The organism is Thermomicrobiales bacterium, assembly GCA_023954495.1.
In the GTDB taxonomy this organism is placed as follows: Bacteria; Chloroflexota; Chloroflexia; order Thermomicrobiales; family CFX8; genus JAMLIA01.
Map to the genome: position 1 here is coordinate 20451 of JAMLIA010000002.1, position 21418 is coordinate 41868.

11 protein-coding genes and 1 riboswitch are annotated in these 21418 nt (G+C 60.3%); of the genes, 8 read left to right on the top strand and 3 right to left on the bottom strand.

The features are described 5' to 3' along the window. Positions 1–33: 33 nt before the first annotated feature. Positions 34–174, bottom strand: coding sequence for a hypothetical protein (locus tag M9890_00525; protein MCO5175455.1), 141 nt, complete (start codon positions 172–174; stop codon positions 34–36). Between the two features lie 1567 nt (positions 175–1741). Between M9890_00525 and M9890_00530 the strand changes: the two genes are divergently transcribed. Beyond that, positions 1742–5446, top strand: coding sequence for a PxKF domain-containing protein (locus M9890_00530; protein ID MCO5175456.1), 3705 nt, complete (start codon positions 1742–1744; stop codon positions 5444–5446). A gap of 121 nt (positions 5447–5567) precedes the next feature. Here the strand turns inward: M9890_00530 and M9890_00535 are convergent, their stop codons facing one another. Next, on the bottom strand, positions 5568–6152 hold the full coding sequence (locus M9890_00535; GenBank protein MCO5175457.1) for a nitroreductase family protein: 585 nt from the start codon (positions 6150–6152) through the stop codon (positions 5568–5570). 202 nt (positions 6153–6354) lie between these two features. On the opposite strand from M9890_00535, the gene M9890_00540 reads away from it, so the two are divergent. From M9890_00540 to M9890_00550, 3 genes are all read left to right on the top strand, one after another. Beyond that, positions 6355–6600, top strand: coding sequence for an AbrB/MazE/SpoVT family DNA-binding domain-containing protein (locus M9890_00540; protein ID MCO5175458.1), 246 nt, complete (start codon positions 6355–6357; stop codon positions 6598–6600). Positions 6601–6603: 3 nt separating this feature from the next. Then, positions 6604–6927 (top strand): PIN domain-containing protein, encoded by a 324-nt coding sequence (locus tag M9890_00545; GenBank protein ID MCO5175459.1) that lies wholly within the window; start codon positions 6604–6606, stop codon positions 6925–6927. Between the two features lie 368 nt (positions 6928–7295). Next, a complete protein-coding gene (locus tag M9890_00550; GenBank protein ID MCO5175460.1) occupies positions 7296–14519 on the top strand; it encodes an Ig-like domain-containing protein in 7224 nt (2407 codons plus the stop codon). Between the two features lie 12 nt (positions 14520–14531). Here M9890_00550 and M9890_00555 read toward each other — a convergent pair whose 3' ends face one another. Further along, on the bottom strand, positions 14532–15056 hold the full coding sequence (locus tag M9890_00555) for a hypothetical protein (protein MCO5175461.1): 525 nt from the start codon (positions 15054–15056) through the stop codon (positions 14532–14534). A gap of 66 nt (positions 15057–15122) precedes the next feature. Next, positions 15123–15261, top strand: a riboswitch (FMN riboswitch). Between the two features lie 437 nt (positions 15262–15698). Here M9890_00555 and M9890_00560 point away from each other — a divergent pair. The 4 genes from M9890_00560 (at position 15699) to M9890_00575 (ending at position 21373) form a co-directional block, all read left to right on the top strand. Next, a complete protein-coding gene (locus M9890_00560; protein ID MCO5175462.1) occupies positions 15699–16271 on the top strand; it encodes an ABC transporter permease subunit in 573 nt (190 codons plus the stop codon). Between the two features lie 8 nt (positions 16272–16279). Beyond that, complete coding sequence (locus tag M9890_00565) at positions 16280–17377, top strand: ABC transporter substrate-binding protein (protein ID MCO5175463.1); 1098 nt, start codon at positions 16280–16282, stop codon at positions 17375–17377. A gap of 184 nt (positions 17378–17561) precedes the next feature. Beyond that, a complete protein-coding gene (locus M9890_00570) occupies positions 17562–18245 on the top strand; it encodes a nitroreductase family protein (GenBank protein MCO5175464.1) in 684 nt (227 codons plus the stop codon). Positions 18246–18493: 248 nt separating this feature from the next. Further along, positions 18494–21373, top strand: coding sequence for a S8 family serine peptidase (locus tag M9890_00575; protein MCO5175465.1), 2880 nt, complete (start codon positions 18494–18496; stop codon positions 21371–21373). Positions 21374–21418: the final 45 nt, after the last annotated feature.

Here is a 21418-nt window from a genome sequence, read left to right on the forward strand (position 1 = left end):
TGCAGCGTTGGCTTTCACGCGCGTGTAATCCGGTCAGGCATTGCTCAACGCAGGCGGTCGCGGATTGAGCGGGATCGGCGTTGCCTCGATCGTCTTTCCAGATCGGTCGAGCATGCGGATGATCGCCTCGCCAGACCAAAGCACCGGTGATCGAAGTGGCGCGTAGATGAGCACGCTCCTCAAATCCTCTCCATTGCTGCCTCTGATCAGCGTGCAAGAACGTGGCTCTGCGGCATAAACCACGATGAATCAATGCATACGGATCCGCAAACATGAATGTACTGATCTGAGTCTCCTCTTGCTAACGGACTACAGATGTACAGAGCGTCATGTGGGAATCCTGCGTGTAGCGCCGACTTTCTGACGCAAAGATGCGTCGCGTTGCTATACTACGTCTCAGGATTCCTGTCATAACTGTCGTTTCAGCGTCGCCTGTGCGGTCAGCATCGCTGATGACCAGGAGAGGTGCCCGGACGGGTACCAATCTTGACTCGTGGCGAGCGTTGCGCTCTGGCTGATCTCAAACGATTCGTGTGGCTGGCTGCACGTAAGCAGATTGGATTCTTGACACCGATTGTACAGGGAGGCATGTACCATGCTCGGTTTCGCGATCCGCACCTCAGCGATGCTCGCGCTGCTTGTGAGTATCTTTGTTTGGTCAGCGAGACCTGCCCATGCCGCAACGATCGACATATGCCCGGCAGACTGGGTGGCTCTTGATACTGCAATACGGGATGCTGGACCTGGCGGCGTCGTACGGTTCACCTGTTCCAAAGCACTCGACTCAGGGGCTCAGATCGAGTTGGCGAACGTTACGATTGATGGCAACGGGTTCTCGGTGATTTTGCGAGCGGTAGCCGGAGATCGGCTGTTTCGGATAACATCTGGCGTCGTCGCATTGAACGGCTTGACTCTTCTGGGTGGACTCGCCACAGAAGGGGCCGCAATCTATGTGCAGACAGCAGCCAACCTGTCGATCTCGAACAGCACAATCGGCAATAGTTCCTGGCCCTTCAATGATTCAACGTTTGAAGGAGGGGCGATTTATAATCGTGGGACGCTACTGATTAGTGACAGCGTGTTCACCCAAAACTACGCTGCATACGGCGGGGCGATTTCGAACCGTGACGGGAATCTCAAGATTCGCCACAGCACGTTCTCCCGGAACGATGCGAGCACCGGTGGCGCGATCTATTCGACGGGTGGAGTCCTCGATATCGAACGAAGCAGCATCACACGTAACACCGCCGGGAACGGTGGCGCAATCGAGAGTAGCAGCACAACAACGCTAGTCAACAGTACTGTTAGCAACAACGAATCCGATATCTACGGCGGAGGAATTCGAACGATTGGAGGAACCTTCGTCAGCATAAACAGTACCATTGCATATAACAAGTCGATTTATGGCGCAGGCATTACCGTCATGGGCGATTCAAACGTGTTTTTTCTCAACACTATTCTCGCAAACAGCGACGGTCCCAACTGTACCTTACTATCCCCACCTGAGTCCGACTATGCCGTATTTCTCGGTGGGAATCTCTCGACAGACGCCACGTGTCCCAATGTGACCGAGGTCACGTTAGCCGATCTCAAACTGGGTCCACTGCCAGACCTCATCACTCAGGAGCTGATCCATAAACCTGGGGCTGGTTCAGTAGCGATCCGTGCTGGCGTCCCAGGTGTTTGTGCAGCGCCGCCTGTGAGCGGTATGGATCAACGTGGCAAGCCGCGTGGAACTGTGGTGTGCGACAGCGGCGCGTACGATACAAACAGTGGGCCGGCCTTCACTCCGCCGATCATTACGCCACTACTCAACCCCGCGCTACCATCCGGGGCAAACGGCTGGTACACCGGCGACGTCACACTGAACTGGATAGTCACCGAGCCCGACGTACCCGAAACGCTGGCAATGACTGGTTGTGAAAGCCAGTCGGTCTTGACGGATCAGGTCAAGGTTGATTATTCGTGTCAGGCCAGTTCCGCCGATGGCGATACGGGGCCAGTGGTTGTGACGATCGGCCGAGACACGACGCCGCCGGTTGTCGCCGTCACCGGCGTTACTGATGGTGCGACCTACGCGCTCGGCGCAGTCCCAACGGCGGGTTGCTCGACAACCGATGCGACGTCCGGCGTCGCGCTTCAGGCACGATTGCTGACAGATGGCGGCCCCCTCGGAGAGGTGACTGCGACCTGCGTCACTGGCGTGGACTATGCCGGGAACATCGCCTGGGCATCGGCGACCTATACGGTGAAAGAGAGTGGCACTTCTTCTCCAGAAATTGAGTACACGCTGGATCCCGCGACACCAACGGGCAGTAACGGATGGTACGTCGGTGATGTCTCGCTGCACTGGACGATACCTGATGTCGATTTGCCAGACTCCGTAGTGCTGACAGGGTGCGAGGACCAGACGATCACCGCTGATCAGGTGAAGACAACGTACACATGCGCTGCTACGTTCGAAGGTGGCGCTGCGGGGCCTGTATCCGTCGAGATTGGCCGTGACGCGACTCCACCTGCCGTCACGATCACCGGAGTAACCAACGGTGCGACCTATCCGCTACTCGAAGTCCCGTCGGCTGGTTGCGAGACAGCGGACGCTACGTCCGGTGTGGCGACCGAGGCAACAGTATCGACACAGGGCGGGCCGTTTGGCGTGATCACGGTGCGTTGCAGCGGCGCGACCGATCACGCTGGAAACAGCGGCTCAGCGGAGATGACGTACACGGTCGTGGATGGCACGCCGCCGACAGTTTCGTATTCGCTCGATCCAGGCAGCCCGACCGGCAGTAATGGCTGGTACACGGAGGATGTGACCCTGACGTGGATCGTCACTGAGACTGATACTCCGGACACTCTAACGCAGGTCGGATGCGCAAACCAGGCAATCACGGCGGACCAGTCGAAGACGACGTATTCCTGTCAGGCTACCTCGGATGGTGGCTCTTCGAGCGTGGTCAACGTCGTCATTGGCCGTGATACCGTGCCGCCTGTCGTCACGGTAACTGGCGCGACCGATGGAGCGACCTATACGGTCAGCTCTGTTCCGACCGTCGCCTGTACGACGACGGATACGACCTCCGGCGTGTTGTCCGAGGCGACGATGACACACAGTGGCGGTCCGCTCGGTATGATCACAGTCACGTGTGCTGACGGTCAGGACGATGCTGGCAACCTCAGTTCGGCGACAATCAGCTATTTCGTCACCGATGACACGCCCCCGGTCATCACCTCGACGATCAATCCAGAGACTGCAACCGGCGCGAACGGTTGGTATGTCGACGATGTCACGCTCTCCTGGACGGTTACGGAGACTGATTCGCCGGAGTCGCTCGTTCTGAGTGGTTGCGCGGATCAGGAGATCACGTCCGATCAGCTGAAGATGACCTACACGTGCGCTGCTACGTCCGATGGCGGTGTCGCGGGGCCAGTATCCATCGAGATTGGCCGTGATGCAGCGCCTCCGGTTGTGACCGTTACCGGGGTGGCTGATGGGGCAACCTATCCGTCCGACGCTGTGCCGGTTGCTGGATGTGCAACGAGTGACGCGACATCTGGCGTGGCAACCGAGGCAACATTGGTAATCACTGGTGGCTTGATCGGTCAGGTCACCGCGACCTGTTCAGGTGCGCTCGATCTTGCCGGTAACACAAACACCACATCGGTCACCTATACCGTTACCGATGGCACCCCACCAACCATCAGCTATCATCTCAGCCCCGAGACGCCTGACGGCAGCAACGAGTGGTACACCAGCGATGTGACTCTCACCTGGAGTGTGAGCGACCTCGAATCTCCCACATCGATTGTCCTCGACGGTTGTGAAGATCAGACGATCGTTGCTGACCAGGCGGAGACGACATATTCGTGCGGCGCCACCTCTGATGGCGGTGTGGCTACACTGATCGTCGTCGAGATTGGTCGAGATTCGACCCCGCCGACCGTCACAATCACCGGTGTGAATTCCGGCGCGACGTATACCTCGGACGCCGTCCCGTCCGCTGGTTGCACGACCAGTGACGCCACGTCCGGCGTCGCACACGAGGCTTCGCTATCGACGAGCGGAGGCCCAGTCGGCCAGGTGACAATCACCTGCTCGGGTGCCCAGGACGTTGCGGGCAATATTGGATCTGCCACGTTGACCTTCACAGTCCTGGCGGCCGATACCACAGCGCCAGAAGTCAGCTTCACACTCAACCCTGTCGCGCCCGATGGTAGTGAATCCTGGTACGTCAGCGACGTGACGTTAGGCTGGATCATCATCGAGCCGGAATCGCCAGACACGCTGAGCCTGGAAGGGTGCACCGATCTGGTGGTGTCGGCTGACCAGCAGAAGACGTCATACTCATGCATCGCAACCTCTGCTGGTGGTTCGTCGCAGCACGTCAGCGCCGTTATTGGCCGTGATGCGACGCCCCCGACAGTGACAGTAACAGGAGTCGAAGATGGAGCGACGTACACGTATAGTGCGGTTCCGGCGGCTGGCTGCACAACGACTGACGCACTGTCCGGCGTTGCGGCTGACGCGACGCTGTCACTCATCGGCGGACCTGTCGGGACGGTGAGAGCGACATGTGCCGGAGCGGCTGATCACGCTGGCAACTCTGGATCAGCTGAGGTGACCTACAACGTTGTCGATGACACACCGCCGACCATCAACTACTCGCTGAACCCCGAGACACCGAAGGGCAGCAACGGTTGGTACACCAGCGATGTCCTCCTCCATTGGACGATCTCCGAGTCACAATCGCCTGACTCGGTCATCATCACGGGCTGTGAAGACCGGACGATCAGCCTCGATCAAGTGAAGACGACCTACTCCTGTAGCGCGACTTCCGACGGTGGCACGGCTGCACAGGTTGATGTTGTCGTTGGCCGCGACACGTCGCTGCCAACAGTAGTCGTCACCGGCGTTGAGGATGGTGCAACGTACGTCTACGGTGCGGTACCAACGGTCGGTTGTTCTACCACCGACGCTACTTCAGGTGTTGCAGTCGATGCGACGCCAACGAGTGTTGGTGGACCAGTCGGTGAAATCACGGTCATCTGCGACGGAGCTGTCGATCATGCCGGCAACCCGGGATCGGCAACAGCCACCATCACCGTACTCTATGACTGGCAGGGTTTCGCCTCTATATCGAATGGTCCGCGAGGCCCGCGCAAGGTTCTGGCCGGGCAGGCTATGAGTATTGTCTTCACGATACGCGGGAATGTTGGGTTGGACGCCGTGACGAGCATCACGACGATCGCCTGCAATGCAGGACCGACTGTTCAGCCGGTGCCCGCACAGCCTGCCGGGAATCGCGGCGAGCTCCAGACAACCGCTAATGGTCAATACCTGTTCCAGTGGCAGACGTCACGGGCCTGGGCTGGATCATGCCAGATTCTGCAGGTGAATCTGACTGACGGTACTACCCATGAGATGCGCGTAGAGTTCCAGCGGTAACCGCGCCAACGCAACAGCCATCCGTCCAGACGGATGGCTGTTGCGCGTATACGAGGCGGTACGGAGCATTGATCCAAGAGCCTGCCGACTTCGAATGCAGTTGTTGTGTTGCCCGTTGATCCTACCAGCGTCCCCAGTGCACGACCTGATCCGGCTCCTTGCGGCCTCGGCGGGCGGGCTTGGATGGCACCGGGTAGCCGACCGCGATCGCGCCAATCGGGTCGAAACCGTCTGGCACGCCGAACGCTTCGCGGAGCGGTGCAGGATCGCGGACGCTGAAGAAGATCGCGCCGAGACCAGCGTCGACGACGCTCAGCAGCATGGTCATCGAGGCGTACGCGGTGTCGACGTACCAGTGCGGTATGCGCCAGCGTGCCTCGTAGTTTGCCGGGAAGCCCTTGTCCGGCTCGGCGTAGCGGTCGAGATACGCCTGCTTGTGGGCGAAGGGTACGATGATGACCGGCGCGGTATGCATCGATGGCGAGCCGGTTTCCTCTTCCTGGCCCGGAAGGTTCGTAACCTTCCAGAACGTTGCACGGTCCTCCGCCGACTCCAGCACCAGAAAACCCCAGCCCTGACTGTGGCCAGCCGACGGCGCACGCGTCCCGTTCCTTACGATCCGCTCAACGACTTCACGCGGCACTGATCGCTCCGGATCGAACTGCCGGTGCATCCGTCGCTTGCGGACAACTTCCTGAAATTCCATTGCCTCTCCTCGCAGCATGGATGCGTCTTGGCTCGAGCATTGTAGTGCGCTCGCTCCGGATCATCGCAGATGTGCGAGCGCAGGTTAGCTGAACAGGTACCTGGTTGATGCCATATGCGCCGATTGAATCGCGCCAGGTGGATGAAATCCTTACACTGCATTCAGTGCCTACCAAAGGTAGAAAGTAAGACAGGAGGGGCGGATGCAGACGGCAACACTCTCGTCCAAGGGGCAATTGACAATCCCGAAGCACATTCGCGATCAGTTGAGTCTCCGAGAAGGTGACCGGGTCATCGCGACAATTGAGGACGGCAAAATCGTTCTCTATCCGGTCGCGCGGGCTGGAGTTCGCGGGTTGCGTGGAGCGTTCGCCGGATTGCGGCCGTACCCCGGTCGCGAGGTTAAACACGAGGCTGCGAGCGAGGCTCGGCGACCCGTGGGGGAATGACGCATGCCGACGGGTCTCGTTGACGCCAATATCATCCTCCGCTATCTCACAAACGATCCGCCTGAAATGTCCGACCTTGCTACTGCGCTTTTCGATGCCGTTGCAGAGGGTCGCGAGTCCGTCTGGCTTGAGGACGCCGTACTGGCCGAGGTCGTCTGGACGCTGCGGTCGTCTTATCGTGCCGACCTGCGCGACATCGCAGACCGTCTGCTGGATCTGGTGGCGGATGACCACGTCCTCAACCATGACTCCTCGACGCTGATGGCAGCGCTCACGCTCTATAAGGAATTCAACATCGGGTTCGCCGATGCCATCCTTGTAGCATGATCGCTCACTCACGAGGATCTTGACGTCATTTCGTTCGATCGTGGCCTCGACCGCGTGCCTGGTATGCAGCGCCGTGAACCCTCCTGATGGATCAGCGACCACCAACTGTTTCGGCGTTTGCTCTCTGCGCTGGTGCGCGTACCCCCATCAGTCTTCCCAGATCTTTGCCCAACTTACTCGCAATCTTGCCCTGTACATATTTTGTCACTCGTGGTAGTCTGAGCCAGCGATATTTCAATGAGGTCAATCGGTACGGGGGATCCAGCGAAGCTGCGAGCACGCGCGGCTGCGGTGGTGCGCACGGGGGATGACTATGCCCGCCACGCGGGATAGTTGCCTTCGCCTGAACACGAGTTGGGGTGCTGTCGATGGTGGAGACCAGATGGAGCTCGCCGCTCGTCGGCGCTGCATTTCGTGTGCTGCTTGTTGCTGCGATGGTTCTACCGCTGCTGAATATTCACGCGGCTATCGCAAGCGCTCCGATCGTCGCATTTCAAGCGACATGGCAACGCACTGATCTTCCAGTTGCAAACGGAACTGTTCAACGGACATGGATGTGGGGGCCAGACGCACATGGCGATGCGATAGCCGAGCCGTATCTCGAAGCGGACGGGGCAAGCCGCACGGTCCAGTACTACGACAAGTCACGCATGGAACTGACCGATCCAGACGCAGACGTTACGTCACCGTGGTACGTGACGAACGGACTCCTCGTCGTTGAGCTGATCTCTGGTCGGATGCAGATTGGCGACAATACATTTGTCTCGATGACACCATCGTCTGCAAATGTCGCCGGTGATCCAGATGATCCAAATGGCCCTACCTATGCATCTCTGGCTGGAATTCTCTCCGCACCGCCAGCAATGTCGAACACTATGTTGACCGATCGTCTCCTCCGTGATGGTTCAGTCGTTCCAGATGATGATTTGGCTGCTCAACGTGTCCGCGCAGCGTTCGTTGATGATGTGACGCATCACGCCATAGCCGAACCGTTCTGGACGTTCATGACCTCGACCGGAACCATTTGGGACGGCAATCTGGTTGAAGATCAGCTCTTCGAGAGTCCGTTCTATGCGACCGGACGACCGATCACCGAAGCGTATTGGACGACTGTTCGGGTGGGCGGGGCGGCGCGCGACGTGCTGCTGCAGTGCTTCGAGCGCCGCTGCCTGACCTACACTCCGGACAATCCGGCTGGCTGGCGAGTCGAGGCCGGCAATGTTGGCCTGCATTACTACTCGTGGCGCTATGAGTCGGGACATGACGTCACGATCGAGTCGATCGCGCGCGATTCTGCTGCGTTGGTCCAGCACCCTGGTGGACCAACGCTATCGATCCCAGCGTTTGCAACGAGTGCCAACGGCATCATCACGATTGCTCAGTCGCTGAATGCGCAGCCACAGCCTGACTATGCGCTGGTCGGTAGCGCCTGGGATATCTCGCTGATCGGCGCGTCAGTCGACGCACCGATTGAGCTGGCGCTTGGAACGCACCTGACCGGCAGCGACCTCGATGATGCGCTGGTGGCGTATTTCGATGAAGATGCCGGAGTCTGGCAGCCGGTGCCGACCACGATTAATGCCGAGACCGGTCAGGTCCGCGTCATCACAACTCACTTGTCAACGTGGGGTGTCTTCGTGCCTGCCGATGACTCGGAAGTCACTCCGCCAACTCCACCCGATCCACCGTCTCCGCCTTCACCGCCATCTCCTCCGGACGAATCGCCGAATGTGCCTCCGACGATCGACCTGAACGGGCCGGACGGTGCCGGTACGTCGGTGGCACTGGGCGTAGTTGGTGGGGCAGAAGCGGCGCTCGTTGCTCCGGGTGCGACGCTGTCCGACGAGGACGACACGTCGTTGGAGTCGATGGTCGTCAATCTGCTGGACGCGCAAGATGGCAGCGAAGAGCAGGTGTCGGTGGACGCAGCGCCGGGCATTGTCCTGAGCCGCGATGCCGACGGTCACTCTTTACAAATTCAAGGCCCGGCCACGATCGGCACATTCCAGGCGATCCTCCGCACGCTCACCTATCAGCACGCCAGCCGCGATGCATCGCCCGGCGAGCGTCGCATCGTCGTGCGCGTTCACGATGGTAGCGACGAAAGCGAGACTGCTTCCGCAATCGTGACGGTTGAGCCGGATCCTAACCACGCTCCGGTTGCAGAAGGCGATTCGGTCACCACCGATGAAGATACAGCCGCGAGCATCGCGCTTGTTGCCAACGATCTCGATGGCGACACGCTCACCTGGTCGATTGAGAGCCCGCCTGCTCATGGTGTCTTGAGTGGCGTGGCACCAGACCTGACGTATACACCAGCAGTGGATTTCCACGGCGTGGATTCGTTTACCTGGAGCGTCAGTGACGGCGAGTTCTCGTCGGAGATCGTCGCTGTCTCAATCATGATCACCTCGGTGAACGACGCGCCGGTCGCGCATCCGCAGTCGGTGGCGACGTTGGAAGACGAGCCAGTTCAGCTCACGCTGACCGCTGAAGACGCGGACGGCGACGCGCTGACTTATGCGACGGTTGAACCGCCAGCCCACGGCACGCTGCTGGGAAGTGGACCGGAATACACGTACGTTCCAGCTGCCAACTTCGCCGGCGCGGACCTGTTCTCGTTCAGTGTCAGTGACGGAACCGTGCAGTCTGAACCGGCAATTGTGACGGTTACCGTGTCCGCAGTCGATGATCCGCCGGTAGCGCAGAGCCAAGTGATCACGACCGACGAAGATCAGGCGGTCGACATTACGCTGAACGCGGTCGATGACAGTGAGACGCTGATCTTTCGCATTGTCGCGTCGCCGAGTCACGGTGCGTTGACTGGCGATGGGCCGACCGTCACCTACACGCCAGCTGAGAACTATTTCGGGGACGACGCATTCTCCTTCGTGGCCTTTGATGGTGTCGCGGATTCAGAACCAGCGACTGTTGCGATTCAAATCGCGCCGGTAAACGACGCTCCGGTCGCGTCGTCACAGCACGTGACGCTCTCCGAAGATGGCTCGGTCACCATCACGCTGGTGGCCACCGATGTCGACGGCGACGCTCTTTCGATCGCGCTGGGCGACGAACCGCCAACACTTGGAGTCGTGTCTGGTATAGATGACGTTGCCTGCTCTGTTGCGGGTGCAGTCATGATGTGCTCGCTGCAGGTCAACTACGTTCCGAACGCAAACCTGTTTGGCGATGACGCGTTCTCGTTCACGGCGAGCGACGGTACGCTGACGTCTCAAGCGCAGATTGACATCACCGTCTTGTCGGTGAATGATCCGCCAACGGCGCGGGATGACTCCATGGAAGGCGTTCACGAGGATGCCGCAGATGTCGAAATTGACGTACTGGCGAACGACTCGATTGAGCCGGATCAGGGCGAAGCGCTGACGATTGTCGGCTTCTCGGAGTTCAGCGCGGGAGGAAGTGCGCGCATATCCGGTGGTCGCGTGCTGTACACACCAGCGGCGGACTTCTTCGGAACCGAGACTTTCCGCTACTCCATATCGGATGGCAATGGCGGATTGGACAGCGCCACAGTATCAGTCGAGGTTCTTGGCGTAAACGATCCGCCGACAGCGGTTGACGACGCCTATGAATTGAACGAAGACGGTGGCCCACTCGTTCTCGATTTGATGGCGAACGACAGTATTGCTCCGGATGTCGGCGAGACACTCAGGGTCTTCTATTGGGAGACGCCGTGGTTGGGAACGATTTCGGTCGATCCGGATACCGGCGAAATGCTCTACACACCTGAGCCGAACGCCAATGGTGTTGATACGTTCAAGTACGGCATTGAGGATAGCAACGGCGCAATCGCCGATGCGCGAGTAACGATCACGCTAGTCCCGGTGAACGATCCGCCGACAGCCTCCGATGACACAGCGCAGATGAATGAAGACAGCGACACGATCAGCATTGACGTACTGGCCAACGATACCTTTGCGCCCGATCAGGGCGAGACGCTGATTATAACGCTCGTTGGATCGGCGACACTCGGCACGGCTGCCATCGCGGACGATGGCCTGAGCGTGTCCTATACGCCGATCGTTGACGCGTTTGGAACTGACTCATTCACCTACACGATCACTGATGATGGTGGCGCGACCGCTGAGGCGACCGTCACGGTCGAGATCGCGCCAGTCAATGATGCCCCGCAGCTCGCTCAAGCCACCTCCGCCGTAGCGTACGTTGAGAACGCACCGCCGCTGGAGATCGCCGCTGACCTTACCGTCATCGACGTTGATTCACAGATTGTTGGGGCGACAATCTCCCTCGCTGCGCGACCGGACGGCGCGTTCGAGGTGCTCTCGATTGAAGCAAGTGGCGGGATCGCCAGCAGTATGAATTCGACAACCGGGGCTATTACGCTGTCCGGCTCGGCGTCGCCAGAGATGTATCAACAAGTCCTCCGGACGTTGCGTTATGTCCACGAATCGGACGTGCCGACATCTGGGGATCGCACCGTAACGATCTCCATATCGGATGGCGAGCATCAGGCAGCGATATCTGTTATGGTCACGGTCACGGCGGTCAATGATCCACCGGTGCTTGGGTTTGGCGGGACGGTCGTTCTCGACGGCGCGCCCGTCGTCCTTGATGACGACGCGACGGTCATCGATATGGATTCGCCCGATCTGGCCAGTGGCCAGCTCACAGCCACGATCTCCATCGGCTTTGCGACCGGCGATGTGCTGACGATCACGCCGTCAGGACCACTCAGTGTTTCCGGCGACACGCTCACCTGGAATGATGATGCACCAGTTGCCGTTGGCACGATCACTCGGTCGGCCGAACAGTTGGTAGTGACGTTCACGGACAGCGCAACGCCGGATCGTGTTGCGGCAGTCGTCCGCGCACTCACGTTTTCCTCGACGTCAGCGACGAGCGCCAACCGCGCTGTGGCGGTTGTAGTTACCGATGGCGACGGCGGCACCAGCTTGACCGGCGTCGTGACGGTCGGCGTCAATCGCGCCCCGGACGACATCTCGGTCGACGGCACTGCGCTCACTGAGGGAATCCACGACGCCACCACAGTCGGTGTAGTGACCGGCTACGATCCAGATGACGATGCTCTGACGTTCTCGCTCGCAGCGGGAAGCGATTCGCGCTTTGTGCTGGTCGATGTCAACGGCGATTGGTCGCTACAAACGACAAGTGCCGCCACGTTTGATTTTGAAACCGAACCGTCAATTGATGTCGAGATCGTTGCGAGCGATCCGTTCGGTCGCACCTACTCCGAGGTCGTGACGATCTCAATTACTGATATGAATGAAGCGCCGACGCTTGTCATGCCGGCATCCGTTGAGCTTCCGGAGAACAGCCCGATTGACACGATTGTAGCGACAGCAGGTGTCAGCGATGCGGACGCGGGACAGACGCATACGTTCACGATCACCGCAGGAAACGACACTGGCGCATTCCAGATCGATGTGACAACTGGAGAGATAACTGTCGCTGACTCGACCCCGCTGGACTACGAATCCGTGACGAGCTTCGTTCTGACTGTCTCAGTAACCGATAGTGGCGCACCGTCACTAAGTGCTTCGGGCACACTGACCGTCGTCATTACCGATGTCGATGAAGTGGTCGCTGATACGCAGCCACCGACGATCGGAGCGCTTTCGTATGGGCCGCTGCTGGGGAACCTGCGATTGACAGCCACGGCCGCAGACGGATTTCTGAGCACATCAGTTGATCCCGAAGGATCGCCTGTCTCGCTGGTTGCGGCTGAACCGCTCTCTGGGGCAAATTCCGGCTCACTGACGTGGGACGCCGATGGGAGTTTCACGTATCAGCCGAAGACCGGCCTGCGCTCAACGACCGTCACCTGGCAGATCACGGTTTCCGATGTTGCCGGAAACACCGTCTCGGCGAATGTGAATTTCGAGATCTCTAGCAGGCTCGTCTGGTACGTGGACCAGACATACAGCGGCGGCGCGTCGGATGGCTCCTGGAGCTCACCGTATGTCGCCATGTACGAAGTCACCAACAACTCGGCGGTCAAGGTGAACGACATCATCTACGTCGCCGCCGGAGTGTCGCCGTACGCTGGACCGGTTGAGCTGAAGCCGGGGCAGACCCTCGTTGGACAGGGCGCTGTGGCCGATAGCTTCGCAGCACTTGTCGGTGCGCCGGAGCTTACGTGCGGCACCTATCTGGCACCGGCGATCAACGGCGCTCGCCCGACGATCACGGCGACCGGCGGAGCCGGCATCAAGCTGTCGACCGGCAACGTTGTCCTTGGCCTGACAATTGGAGAGACACGGGACGCGGCGATCCAGGGTGCCGGAGCGTCGAACGACGTTGGACCGACAATCCGCGATGTTGAGATCACGGGCACTGGCGCGAATCTCGGACCGGCTCTGTATGTGACAGGTTACAGCAGTGCCTCCATGTCGTTCGTCAGCATCGAGCGCAAGACATCCCGAGCCTCGGGTGCGCTCGGAGTCGTCCACATAGCTGGCCGATCGGGCGCGGACTGGACGTTCATCGTCGAGGGAGATCTATCGCTGACAAGCTCGGCCGTGCGCGGATTGATGCTCGAGCGCCTGAGCACGGTAGATCTGCGTGGCGCAGTCACGATCAACACTGAAAGCTACGAAGGCATCTACATCAACGCGACAGCACTTGAGCTCTCGGGTGCGCACACGCACTCGGTGACAACCGCGAACGCTGCCGGTGTTTACGTGCGCAACGAATCTCTATTCGCCGTAACAGCAGGTAGTCTGGCCGTATCAACCTCGAACAGCAACGCACTCGACGTAGCCGAATCGCTAGTGGAAATGCCAGGCCCGGGCAACACGCTCAGCGCAACCTACGGCGCAGCCCTGTGGTTCTATGGTGTGGCTATCGGATCGGCCGGCGCGACCTTCGACAGCGTCAGCGCCGCATACGCCACGAACGGCATTGCGATTGACGGGTTGACCAGCCTGGGGCCGCTTGTCATTGGTCCAGCCGGGGGCGCGCACGCGTTCGGGGATGGTGGCGTCATCACGTCGATGAGCGGACCAGCCGTGCTGCTCAGGTACGCGAGTAACGTCACGTTGCGACATCTGGTGATTGGTGAGTCCAGTGCAACGGTCGATGAAGCGGCTTCGAAGTCCCGCGCGACGGACGGCGCTGGTATTGATGCCTACTACGTCTCGAATCTCACACTCGATCACGTCAAGATCGCGCGGACCGGCAGCCACGGGATCCGCGGTCGCGAAGTCACGAATTTCGCGATGCGCGATAGCCAGATCATCAACGCTGGTGACGTAGGTGGCGAGCATGCGTTGTCATTCCAGGGCGGCGACGGAGACTCGCTGAACGGTGCTGCGGGAACATTCACGATCACCGACAGCATCATCGCCAGCTTCTGGGACACGGGCATCTACATGGCCAACTACCCGGATGCCGCCACGGAAATGGCCGTCACCATTACCGGAACGAGATTCTCCGGGAACGCGGTCGCTGGTGGAGGGGTCTACATCCTGGCTGCCAGCAACTCGACGATCCACGTGGACGTGGCAGATTGCACATATGTCAACCTGCAGGGGCAGGAGCTTGTGGCGGCTTCGACCGGGACTGGCGCGATCGTCCTGCCAGAGCCATAGGTTGGATCGACATCAGGATGCGACGATGGTGAGTCCGGCAGGTGTTGTTCGCACCTGCTGGATTCGCGTTTCCCATTCGAGATCGATGTTCCTGGCTTGCAGCAGTGCGCTGACATCGATGTCGATCGACCGCGGGCCGGATTGACGCAGACCCGGCTGTTGATTGACTGCACTGAGCACGAAATCCAGCAGCCAAGCAGCCCCGAGTCGCCCGACCCGCAAATCGCTGATCGTTGCGGTCAGATCGCCGGAGCTGGATGGACTCAGCTCGACACGGGCGGTGACGTTCTGATTGATGATCGATCGCCGGACGCGCATGACCATCTCCAGCGCCCCGTCGTCGAGGCTCGCCGAGACGTAGGTCAGGGTCGCGCCGCCGATTTCGAGCGGTTCGGACAGCACGTGCTCGATGATGCGAATGAGCCCCGGGCTTGTCAGCGTCACCTCGCCTCCGACGATGGCAGGTCGCAGCTTGTCACCTGCTGCCCGCAGCTGGATAATCGCGTTCGTGATGATGATGTCATCGGTGCTTCGCATGCGAGTCTCCTGTCATGTCGATTACTCCTTGAATGTTTGCAGGCGTCGTATACTATGGACGATAGCGAGGTCCTTCGGGGCAGGGTGCGGGACGTGTAGTCTCAATTCCCGATCGGCGGTACAGCCCGCGAGCGACGTGTGTAACGTTGCATGACCCGGTGTAACTCCGGGGCCGACGGTATAGTCCGGATGAAAGAAGGCTCGCGGTAGTCTCAGGCTATGGTGTCTCCGACCCTGTCGATTAATCGACGGGTGTTGAAGGCCAGCCACCTGACACTGCTTACCCCGAAGGCATACCCCGCCTTCGGGTTTGTTGTGTCTGGGGAAGACTGCATGGAGATCAGCCGCACCTCTCAATCCATCACTGATGTCCCACCTGCTGAGTCTCTTCGCCCCGGCGAGGCGGCTGAGCCTGCGGAAGCCAGTCGTTCTCCCCGACGCTCGACTGCCCTCCGACCCCTGCGCTCGTTTGTTGGCTGTATTCCAGCTGTTCTGCTGGGTCTTTCAATCTTGCTGGTTTGGGACCTGCTGGTTCGCACCGGCAGTGTCTCATCATTCCTCCTGCCTTACCCAGCCGATGTCGCGCGCTCGTTCTGGAACTCTGTGCGAGGCGGGCTGTTCTGGGAATATGCGCGGACGACGCTGACCGAAAGCATGCTGGGGTTCGGCGCGGGCGCGGCCATCGCGCTCCCGATCGGCTACGGGATCGCGCGAAGCCGCGTTCTGGCGCGGACTCTTGAGCCGTATCTGGCAGCCAGCCAGGCGATGCCCTCGGTTGCCATCGCGCCCATCCTCGTCATCTGGCTCGGTTACGGGCTGAAGGCTGTCGTCGTCCTCTGCGCGCTAATCGTCTTCTTTCCGATCGTCGTCAACACCGCGCTGGGTCTGCGCACGATTGATCGCGATGTCATCGACGCCGCGCGGGTCGATGGTGCCCACGGCTGGTCGATGTTGCTGCACTTCGAGGCACCGCTCGCGATGCCTGCTGTGCTGACCGGCCTGCGCACCGGTTTGACGCTCTCAATCATTGGTGCCGTCGTTGGCGAATTCATTCTCGGCGATCAGGGGTTGGGTGGATTGCTGACGATCGCGCGCAGCAATTTCGACACGCCGCTGGTGTTTGCCACGCTGTTCATGCTGATGCTGCTGGCATCGTCGCTTTATGGGGTTGCCCGGTTTATTGAGGCGCGCTTGCTGCGCATATTGGGGGAGTGATCCAAGGTATGGAGACGATCGAGTCGCTGTTTTCGAGCCGCCGGGGCCGCGGTTCATCTCGTTTGGCGCTGCTGGCAGTCGCGCTGCTGCTGTTGCTTGTGCCACTGCTGACGGCGTGCGGAGGCGATGACGACGGAGCACCTGCCGCCGCGACATCGACGAGCGCTGAAACTTCTACGTCGCCCGATGCATCGAACAGCGCTGAGCCGCGCGATACGACCATCGGTCTTTCATTCGTTCCGAATATCCAGTTTGCACCCTTCTACGTCGCGATTGAGAAGGGCTTCTATGCTGATCACGGGCTGAACGTTGACCTGAACCACCATCAGGCCGGCGCGGACCTGTTCGGCGCGTTGGTTGCCGGGCAGGAAGACGCCATGATGGCTGGAGGGGACGAAGTCCTCTCCGCACGGGCGAAGGGTGCCGAACTTGTTTACGTCGCGGAAGTCTTCACCACCTACCCGATTGGCCTGATCGTTCCTGCGGATTCCGGCATCGAGTCCGTTGCCGACATCAAGGGCAAGAAGGTCGGCATCCCGGGACCATATGGTGCGACCTACATTGGGCTTCTCGCACTGTTGGCAGGCTCGGGCCTGACTGCGGACGACGTGCAGGTTGAGAGCATCGGCTTCACACAGGCGGCGGCGTTGTTGGCCGGGCACGTTGACGCGGTGATTGGTTACGTCAACAACGAACCGCTCCAACTGCAGAAAGCCGGCATGGAGACCCGAACGTTCCCGGTTTCGGAGGTACGACCGCTGATCTCGAACGGCATTGTCGTGACTGAAGCGATGCTGAACGATAATCCGGACGTTGCGCGCGCGATCGTTGCCGCGACTCTTGAAGGCGTGCAGTACACGCTCGATCACCCCGACGAGGCGCTGGAAATCGCCAAGAAATTCGTGCCAACCCTGACCGATGCCCAGCAGGTCGCCGACGCCAAGGCCGTGCTCGAAGCGTCGCTGCCGCTCTGGCAGCCGACGACCCCGCCGGGCGCGAGCAATGCGGACGACTGGCAAAGCATGGCCGAATTCCTGACCGAGAACGGCCTGCTGGATGGCGAGGTTGACGCCTCAGCGGCATTCACCAACGACCTGGTTGAGTAGGTCGCCGCATTGTCCCAAACGAAGTGTCAACGGTACGGCGTCGAATCAGCAACGCCCCCTTGTGACGGCCATTATGAGTGCGTTGTCAATGGCAGGTTGGCTGCCGTGGGAACAACTTGACATTGACAGCGCACTCACAGCGTATCCTTCTCCCGAACAGGTTGTATGAACGCGGAGAAGCATGATGATCGACGATCCGGATTGGATTCCAGCACCCGAATCCGCGCCACGCGAGCCGCTCGATCCTGGGTCGCTGGCTGACTTTGTCGAGCTCGTACGCGGCAGGCGGTCGGTGCGCCGTTTCGGGTCGGAACCTGTCGCCGACGAGATCATCAATCGCGTGCTCGATGCCGGGTTGTGGGCTCCGTCTCCCCACGGCACTCAGCCCTGGCGCTTCGCCGTCCTCCAGTCCCTTGAGACGCGGTCGCGTCTGGCAGTTGCGATGGCGGCGAGCTGGCGACACAACCTGGCAATGGACGGAGACCCGGAGGACGTCATCCAGGCACGGCTCAGCGGATCGCACCGTCGCCTCGTTGAGGCTCCGACGCTCATTCTGGTTTCGCTCTACACTCAGGATCTGGATCGTTACCCCGATGCTGAACGCGCCGCAGCCGAGCGGACGATGGCTGTCCAGAGTCTCGGTGCGTGCGTCCAGAATATGCTGCTGGCTGCCTACGCAAACGGCATCGACGCCGGTTGGATGTGTGCCCCGCTCTTCTGCCCCGAGGTCGTTGTTGCTGCCCTTGATCTGGATGAGGCGCTCGTGCCGCACGCGCTCATTGCGCTCGGACACGCAGCCGCCGATCCGAAGCGTCGCCCGCGTCGCTCCCGAGACACATTGATTGTCTTTGATGACCGCAGGCAATGACGACTCAATCAGAGAATCCATATTAACCTGTACAAACTGTCATGTATCGCGTATGATGTGCATGCTTGCTGTGCATGTCTGATTTGCGGGTGTGACGCACCTGACAACGTACGCCATTTTGCTGGGTGACGGAGTGTTGCCGGGCGGATGTGGTGTGCCTGGTGTGCGCGCGAGCGTGCGTCAGTTGAGGGGAGAACGGGCGGTCGGACCTGTTCCGCCGAATCTCTCCGTCGTGTCAGGATCGTCGCATGCCACGAGGTGTTGTGCTGGTATCGGTGGTTGTCCTTGTCGCGTCGCTTTTTGCAGCGCTCACACCGACGCCGACAAGCGCGCGAAGCTCGCAGGCCGAGTACGTGTCTGGTGAGCTCCTGGTCAAGTTCCGCAAGGGGACAGATAGCAAGCTGATGACAGACGCGCACCGCAACGCACGTGGAGTGCTCAAACGCAGCATTTCCAAAGTCGGTGTTGATGTCGTCGCCGTGACTCCCGGGCAGGAAAGTGCGCGGATCGCTGATTACCTGCGCAATCCCAACGTTGAGTTTGCTGAGCGAAACGGGATCTATTCCGCAGTCGCAACGCCAAATGATCCGCGAGTCAGCGAACAGTGGCATCTGGAGAATGGCGGACAAGGCAGCGGAATTGCCGATTCGGACATTGATGCCTACGCGGCCTGGGATGTAACCAGTGGCTCCGTCGCAATTGCGATTCTCGATACGGGCATCGACACGTCACATCCGGACTTGTCCGGAAAAATCTCGAAGTCAGTGAACTTCAGTAGCAGCCCGTCAGCCCTGGACGTTAACGGGCACGGGACGCACGTGGCTGGCATTGTTGCTGCCAGGACTGGCAATGGTGTCGGTGTGGCCGGCGTCTGTCCAGGCTGCACCATCTTCAATGTGAAAGTCCTGGCCGACAATGGTAACGGCTCGTGGGCCGGTATCGTCGAAGGAATCTATTGGGCTGTCGACAACGGTGCCAAGGTCATCAACATGAGCCTCGGCGGGACCGCGTCGTCGTCATCACTGTCGTCAGCGATCAATTACGCCTGGAGTCGTGGCGTGGTCGTCGTGGCCGCTGCCGGTAATGAAAGCTCGACCTCCGCGTTCTATCCTGCCTATCTGCCGAACGTCATCGCTGTGGCGTCAACCAACAATCGCGATCAGAAGTCGAGCTTTTCGAACTACGGCACCTGGGTCAGCGTGGCTGCACCTGGCGAGTCCATCCTCTCGACGGTACGCGGCACCTCCTACGGACTGAAGAGCGGCACGTCGATGGCCTCGCCGGTCGTCGCCGGACTGGCCGGACTGGTCTGGTCAACACCCTACGGAACCAGCAATACCGCCGTGCGCAACCGAATTGAACAGACCTCCGAAGCGATCAGTGGCACCGGCTCGCGGTGGCTGAACGGTCGTGTCAATGCATGCAAGGCCGTCGGTGGTGTCTGTGACGGCGTCGCTGGTGGGCCGGAAGTGACCCTCGTCTCGCCGCGTGAAGGCGCGGTCCTGACGGCTGACGGCTCGACGCAGCGGCTGCAGCTCCGTGCGGTCGACCCGACGACGCCGGAAGGATCGCTGAATGTCCAGTTCCGCATAGATGGCGGTAGCTGGAATGCAGCGACCTACAACACTTCCCGGCAACTCTATGAGTGGAACTGGGGACTCGATGGCGTCAGCGTCGGCAGCCACCAGGTGGAAGCTCGCGCCACGAACGGATCGGGCGGCTCGACGCTGAGCGCGCCGTCGGGTGTCCGCGTCACGCATCAGTTTGCGCTCCCCGGCTCCTTCGAGGCCGAGGACTACCATCGCTACTTCGACACGACAGCCGGAAACAGCGGCGGCGCGTACTGGGTCGACGATGTCGACAAGACGACGTGCGCAGACGGTTCCGGCTGTATCTCCGTCACCGACATTGAGTCCGCCGAGTGGCTGTCCTACAAGGTCAGTGTCCCTGCAGCAGGTGACTACGTCTTTACGTTCCGCACTGCCACGCCGCGAACCAACGCGACGCTGACTGTGCTGGTCGACGATGTCGATGTGTCCGGCGCGGTTTCAATTCAGCCGACTGGCGGCTGGAGCACCTGGGGCGACACGACGTCTGCGGCAATTCGTCTGCAGTCTGGCGCTCAGATTGTGAAGTTCCTGTTCGGTCACACCGGCACGAACCCGGGGAGCTTGCTGAATCTCAACCGCGTCAGTGTTGCGCTGGCCGGTGATCCGATCCCGAGCGAACCGACTGATGCGCCGCCGACGGTGGCGATCACGAGCCCGACGCATGGAACGACGATCGTCGGTTCTGCCAGCCTCGTCGCGAGTGCAGATGATGACAACGGCCTGACGCAGGTCGAGTTCTTCGTCGATGGTGCGTCGGTTGGCAAAGACACGAGCTCGGCCGGCGGTTGGGCTGTCTCGTGGAACTCCGCCGCTGTTGCCGATGGGTCGCACGTCCTGACGGCGGTGGCGACGGACTCCGCCGACCAGACGACGATCTCAGCTGCCGTCACTGTCAATGTCGACAACATCAACGAGCTGCCGGTTCCGCAGCTTGGCGCGACCTGTAACGAGCTCGCTTGCTCGTTCAATAGCAACGGCTCCGCCGACCCGGACGGCCAGATCGTCTCGTATGCATGGACATTCGGAGACGGCGGAACGGCGGTCGGGCCGAGCGCGACCCATGTGTATGGCGGGTCCGGCTCGTTCACGGTCACGCTGACCGTCACCGACAATCGCGGTGGCACGGCGACCAAGAGTCAGAGCGTGAACGTCACGGCAGCACCGCCACCGCCGCCGCCGCCGTCGACACTCAACATCGCCGATCTGGATGGCAAGCTCACCAGTTCGCGATCCGGTGCAAGCGTCACGATCACGATTCAGGTCGAGTCATCGACCGGCGTGGCTGTCGCAAATGCGACGGTCACCGGGACAGTGTCATATGGCCGCTCGTCAAAGACGCTGTCGTGCCAGACGAGCTCGTCCGGCGTCTGCACGGTGTCGATCCCGTCGTTGACACCGAACGCCACTGTCGTGACGTTTGAGGTGACCAACGTCACACATGCGACACTCGCCTACGCGCCAGCAAACAACCATGATCCCGATCGTGATAGTGATGGGACAACGATCACCCTTCGCTAGCTCACTACCGTAGGAACGAACGCGCCAGCCGCCCGGAATCTCTCG

Coding starts and splice junctions, on each gene's coding strand:
- M9890_00565 (MCO5175463.1), top strand. CDS start 16,280: ATGGAGACGATCGAGTCGCTGTTTTCGAGCCGCCGGGGCCGCGGTTCA.
- M9890_00550 (MCO5175460.1), top strand. CDS start 7,296: ATGGTGGAGACCAGATGGAGCTCGCCGCTCGTCGGCGCTGCATTTCGT.
- M9890_00535 (MCO5175457.1), bottom strand. CDS start 6,152: ATGGAATTTCAGGAAGTTGTCCGCAAGCGACGGATGCACCGGCAGTTC.
- M9890_00570 (MCO5175464.1), top strand. CDS start 17,562: ATGATCGACGATCCGGATTGGATTCCAGCACCCGAATCCGCGCCACGC.
- M9890_00575 (MCO5175465.1), top strand. CDS start 18,494: ATGCCACGAGGTGTTGTGCTGGTATCGGTGGTTGTCCTTGTCGCGTCG.
- M9890_00540 (MCO5175458.1), top strand. CDS start 6,355: ATGCAGACGGCAACACTCTCGTCCAAGGGGCAATTGACAATCCCGAAG.
- M9890_00555 (MCO5175461.1), bottom strand. CDS start 15,056: ATGCGAAGCACCGATGACATCATCATCACGAACGCGATTATCCAGCTG.
- M9890_00545 (MCO5175459.1), top strand. CDS start 6,604: ATGCCGACGGGTCTCGTTGACGCCAATATCATCCTCCGCTATCTCACA.